The following is a 4,745-nucleotide window of genomic DNA, read 5'->3' as shown; positions in this document are numbered from 1 at the left end:
TTTGATTTATCAATTCCAGCATTTGGAGCCATGATGTTATCAGCAGATGTGATAACAAATCCTGTAATCCCACCAAAAATTTTATCTGATTCTCTTAGAATCACCTCTGCAATTTCTGGCCTTATTTGAAATTTCTTGGATACTTCTTCTCCTTCTTTTGAAGTTTTAACATTACTCAAATCAATTAGTCTGCCTTGTGAATTAGAAATGTATTTTGTTGATATCACCACAATATCTCCTTCCTGAAGTATCTGATTGTTCTTCTCAAGTGTATCTAAAAGTGCCTCAAATACATCAAATTCATTTTCTTTTCGTTCTGACATTAAAGGTGATACTGTTAGTGGCATGATGTGATATGGAGTTTCTTTTCTTTTTTACTGTTTTGACTAGATTGTTGAAGGATGAATTTTTGGAAGTGTAATTGTAAATGTTGTAGGGTTGTTTTTTACCTTAATTGTTCCACCATGCATTTCAAGAAATTGTACGCATGAAGCCAATCCCAAACCCGTTCCTAAAGCTTTTGTAGTAAACATCGGCTCAAATATTTTATCCATTATGTTTTCTGGAATTCCAGGACCTGAATCAGTAATTTTGATATCTATTGTTTTTTCATTCTCTTCAACTACTATACTAATTTCCCCCTTCCCGTTAATTGCCTGAATGGCATTATGTAGAATATTTGTTATGATTCCCTTGATTTTTGTCATGTCACATCTAATTATTAGTGAATCAACTGACTGCGTAATTGTAACTTTATCTGGAATTTGTAATTGTTCAATTGAATTATTTACAATATCTTTTAAATCACAAGAAATTAATTCTAAATTAGGTTGTCTGATAAAAGTTAGGACATCATTAATTTGATTTGTGATATCAGAAATGGCTTTATCCATTCTTGTTATTGATGAACTCATAATCTCATCTTCCTGTTTTTTCTGCTTTAGTTTCATTAAATCAACTTGCATTTTTAAAACAGAAAGTGGATTTCTAATGTCATGAGCCATCTTTGAAGACATTTTACCAATTAATTCTAATCTGTTATTCTCAAAATTTTTAATTTCTGTTTCTATAACCAAATCTAATTTTTTTTGGTTTTCAACTAGCTCTGTTCTTGCTTTTTTTAATGATTTAGACTTGGTATCTATACTGTGTTTAATTTCTGCCTGTATTTGCTTTTCAATTTCAATTTCTTTTTGTAATGTAATTAATACCTCTTTAGATTTTTCAGGCTCTATGTATTTCTCCAAGTATTTTGAAAAGGATTTACGTGGTTTTTTTGGAGTATTGGCCAATGCTTTGTCGATGATTTCATTTAGGGCTTTTGAAATATTACTTTCAACTTGCTCATTCTCTTTTGTCTCATTTGATTTAGACCCTGAGTCAATTTTAGTAGGCTCCTCATTTTTGAATAATAATGTCTGAGGATGTTCATCAAGAGGATCTAATTCCTTTCCCTCAGATTCCTTATGCATGTATTTTCGCATAATACTTTCAACCACGCTTTTCTTAAGTGATTCATTGTGTGTATCTTGATCAGACAATTCCTTTTCCTCTATTAGGTAAATGAATGCAAAAAATTGCACCCTTTTCAAATTTGTTTGAAGCTTCAATAAAACCACCATGACTATCTATGATGCTTTTACAGCTAGATAGCCCAAGCCCAGTCCCTGATTGTTTTGTTGTGACAAGTGGTTCAAAGACTCTTTTTAAAATCTCTGGTTTTATTCCAATTCCGTTATCTTCAATTTTTACCATTACTTCTTTTTTGTTTGATTTTGCTGAAATTGTTATAGTTCCGCCACTCTCTAATGATTGAATAGCATTGAGCATCATATTTACAAAAACAATTGTTATTTTTTCTTCATCACATAGTACCTCGGTGTCTTTTTCAGGAAATATGATCTTGATGTTTTCTGGAATTTTTATTCGTTTAACACTTTCTTCTAACATTGAAATCAGTGAACATTGTTTCTTTGATATGGTTGGTGCTTTTACAAAATCCATCACGTCATCCATTTGATGAGAGATTCTAAATATTGCACGTTGAATTTTATCAAATTGTTTTTGCTGCTGTTCATTTATCTCATATGTTCTTTTGAGATTTTCAATTGACATTTGAATAACTGATAAAGGGTTTCTTATGTCATGTCCAATTCTTGAAGCCATCTCACCCACTATTGCCATCTTTTCCGTTTGAATTTTTTTCTTAGTCTCTATCTTTAATAGTGTTACAACTCCTAATATCATTGCAAAACTAGATGCCACATTGATAATTATAAAAAAATTCCCATCATATCCAAACACAGATAATTTGTTAAATTTAGAATCAAATTTTTCATCTTGTGAAATATTCTCAATTGAAACTTGATTAATTCCTTGTAGTTCAAATCTACCCGTAGTTGCAGTTCCTTCTGAAAGTAAATAATTAGTAGTAAATATCATAACTGAAATCTGCATTATCATTAATACTCCAACTTTTACTATGGCTTTCACAAAATAATTATTTATTTTTCCTTCCTAAAATGATGTGTGGGCAAATTAAACAAACACCGTATATTCTAATATGTTATGAACATATTATTTTATATTCATATACCCATCTTGACAATCTTCTTTGTGCATATTTTTACATGCGATTTCTCAGTATTTCTTAAATAGTGATTCTGAATCATTTTTTCTGTGAATCTGATTTTCTATGTTCTCTTACTGGGAATTTCTGTACTTTCTGTAATTTCTGTAAACTATTCTTTTTCACAATCTGATTCAAGTGAGCAAGTTACATTATCTGGTGACTTGACAAATAATCCTGTTGCACAAGATATTCTGAAAAAAATAGAACAGACAAAAAAATGGATTAAAGAATTAGAAGAAAAAAATTATGAAAAACTAGAGGCAAAAAAAGAACTTGAGACAAAACGATCTCAAGCACTTGAAAAGCTTAATCAGGATCTAAAAGAATGGGAAGCATTATGGGAATACTATTCTCCAAAGAATTCTTTTTCTCGATTTGTAAATACCGTTGAAAATTCTCAGATACAAGATGTTTTTTGGGATCAGTTTGAATTTCATCAGATGAAAGTTAATGCTGGAAAAGAAGCATTAAAAAAAGTCATAGCTAATGGAGGTTCTCTAAGTGAAGCACGTCAAGCATATCTAAATGCAGCGGAAACAAAACGAATTGAACTAATTGAGGCAAACAGTATCTTTAATGTTAATCATAACTTGGCATATTACAATCAGCAGATTCTCTTTAACAAAGAAGGACAATTCATTGAAACTCCTATCACTGGTGAGCAACTACGAAAATACTATGAGGATTACAGAACAAATCCTGCATATCTTCAAGCAAATCCAAATGATAAAATATCATGGGACGACTTGGAAAAAACAACTGCAGATACTGAATGCAGAAAAGGTTCTACTGTAATTTATCGCTTCCATGCAAATGACTATGTTTGTGTTTCAATGTCTACTGCTGAGATGTGGATACGTCATGGAATGGGAGAAATAACTGGAATCTCTCAAACCAAGTCAGATGTAACTGCAGTAACCCCTATAACAAAATGCAATGATGGATTTACTGTTATACATGCTTTAGAATCTGGCAAATATTCATGTGTGTTGAAAGAAACAGCTGACTTGTGGATTGAACAAGGAGTCGCACAAAAACCTGATGTGCAATCATACATCTTAAACAAAATTGATGACAAGGATACTTCAGTTGTTATTATGGAAATCAACCAAAAACTCCAAGAATTCGATAATGACCTAGCAATTAAGCAGGCAAGTTTGAAGAAAGAATACGACAAAAAATATGCTAATGCACTTGAAGAATCAAAATCTGACGAAAAACTTGCTATAAAAAACCAGAATGAGCGTCCGGGTATGACATTAGAGGAGCTTAGCACAAAAATAATGCAAATAAGAAAACAATATGACTCCACACAGGATAATCTATTGCAAGAAAAGATAGCAGCACTGCAAATACTGGATGTAGACTATAAAAAAAGCCTTAAAGAATTTGTTGATACGTACGAACTTGATCCTTATGTCCAAATAGTTTGGAATTCTGATTTTTCAAAATATGAAGCCATAAAGAGAAATTAATAATCTCATTTGAGAAACAGATTCACATGATATCGGGTCGAGCCTGATAGGAGATCGTCCTGTTTCTCTGGGCAATGTAGAGTGTTATTGACTAAAAAAGAATACGTATGATTTGTTAGATGAAAAGATTTCATTATGTTTGTAGTTTTAAATTAAAATTGAGAAAGGTCGAGGGAAAATGCCTCGAACCCGTCTCGATATAGGGTCTGTATTGTCTATATGCCATATTACTATATTGGAAGTTGTGTTTTCAAATTAGCTAAACTGTAATTTTAAAAAAACAAAATCTCATCAAGAAAAATAACAATCCTCAAAAAGTTACTTTTTTCCATAGGTTTCTGCTAGACAATGCCTACTACAGTATTTTTCAAACCCGATATAGCTCTTACCACAAATCATGCATTCTTTTGCAAGTCTCATGGGATACTATATGGATTTTCTAAAATAAAAAACTGATCCCTACCACATATAGTCAATCACATGTGAATTGTTCTTATTTTTTGCGTATTCCTTTATCGCATGATGCATCTCTTGTAGGGTATCTTCATCTAAATCCTCTAAATTGTTGATTCTACGTCCTAACTGTTTGGCAGTTTGCATGATTTCTTGAATCTTCAACTGTCAACACTCAAAAAAAA

The 4,745-nt window shown here is 31.6% G+C and carries 4 protein-coding genes; 1 reads left to right on the top strand and 3 read right to left on the bottom strand.

From position 1 onward, the window contains the following. The 3 genes from BG20_RS00995 to BG20_RS00985 form a co-directional block, all read right to left on the bottom strand. A partial coding sequence (locus BG20_RS00995; RefSeq protein ID WP_010189750.1) for a coenzyme F420-0:L-glutamate ligase occupies positions 1–347 on the bottom strand: 347 nt, incomplete at its 3' end. A 39-nt stretch (positions 348–386) separates the two neighbouring features. After that, positions 387–1,541: an ATP-binding protein gene (locus BG20_RS00990; protein ID WP_238527428.1), complete on the bottom strand. Its 1,155-nt coding sequence runs from the start codon at positions 1,539–1,541 to the stop codon at positions 387–389. Next, a complete protein-coding gene (locus BG20_RS00985; protein WP_048096956.1) occupies positions 1,534–2,457 on the bottom strand; it encodes a sensor histidine kinase in 924 nt (307 codons plus the stop codon). The genes BG20_RS00990 and BG20_RS00985 overlap by 8 nt, the downstream gene beginning before the upstream one ends. Positions 2,458–2,679: 222 nt before the next feature. On the opposite strand from BG20_RS00985, the gene BG20_RS00980 reads away from it, so the two are divergent. Further along, positions 2,680–4,107 carry a hypothetical protein gene (locus tag BG20_RS00980; RefSeq protein ID WP_010189744.1) on the top strand — a complete coding sequence of 476 codons (1,428 nt, stop codon included), beginning with the start codon at positions 2,680–2,682 and terminating at the stop codon, positions 4,105–4,107. Positions 4,108–4,745: the final 638 nt, after the last annotated feature.

The sequence above is a fragment of the Candidatus Nitrosarchaeum limnium BG20 genome, from assembly GCF_000241145.1.
Classification (GTDB): Archaea; Thermoproteota; Nitrososphaeria; order Nitrososphaerales; family Nitrosopumilaceae; genus Nitrosarchaeum; species Nitrosarchaeum limnae.
The sequence above is the reverse complement of the archived record's forward strand: the minus strand, read 5'-3'. Positions and strand labels throughout refer to the sequence as shown.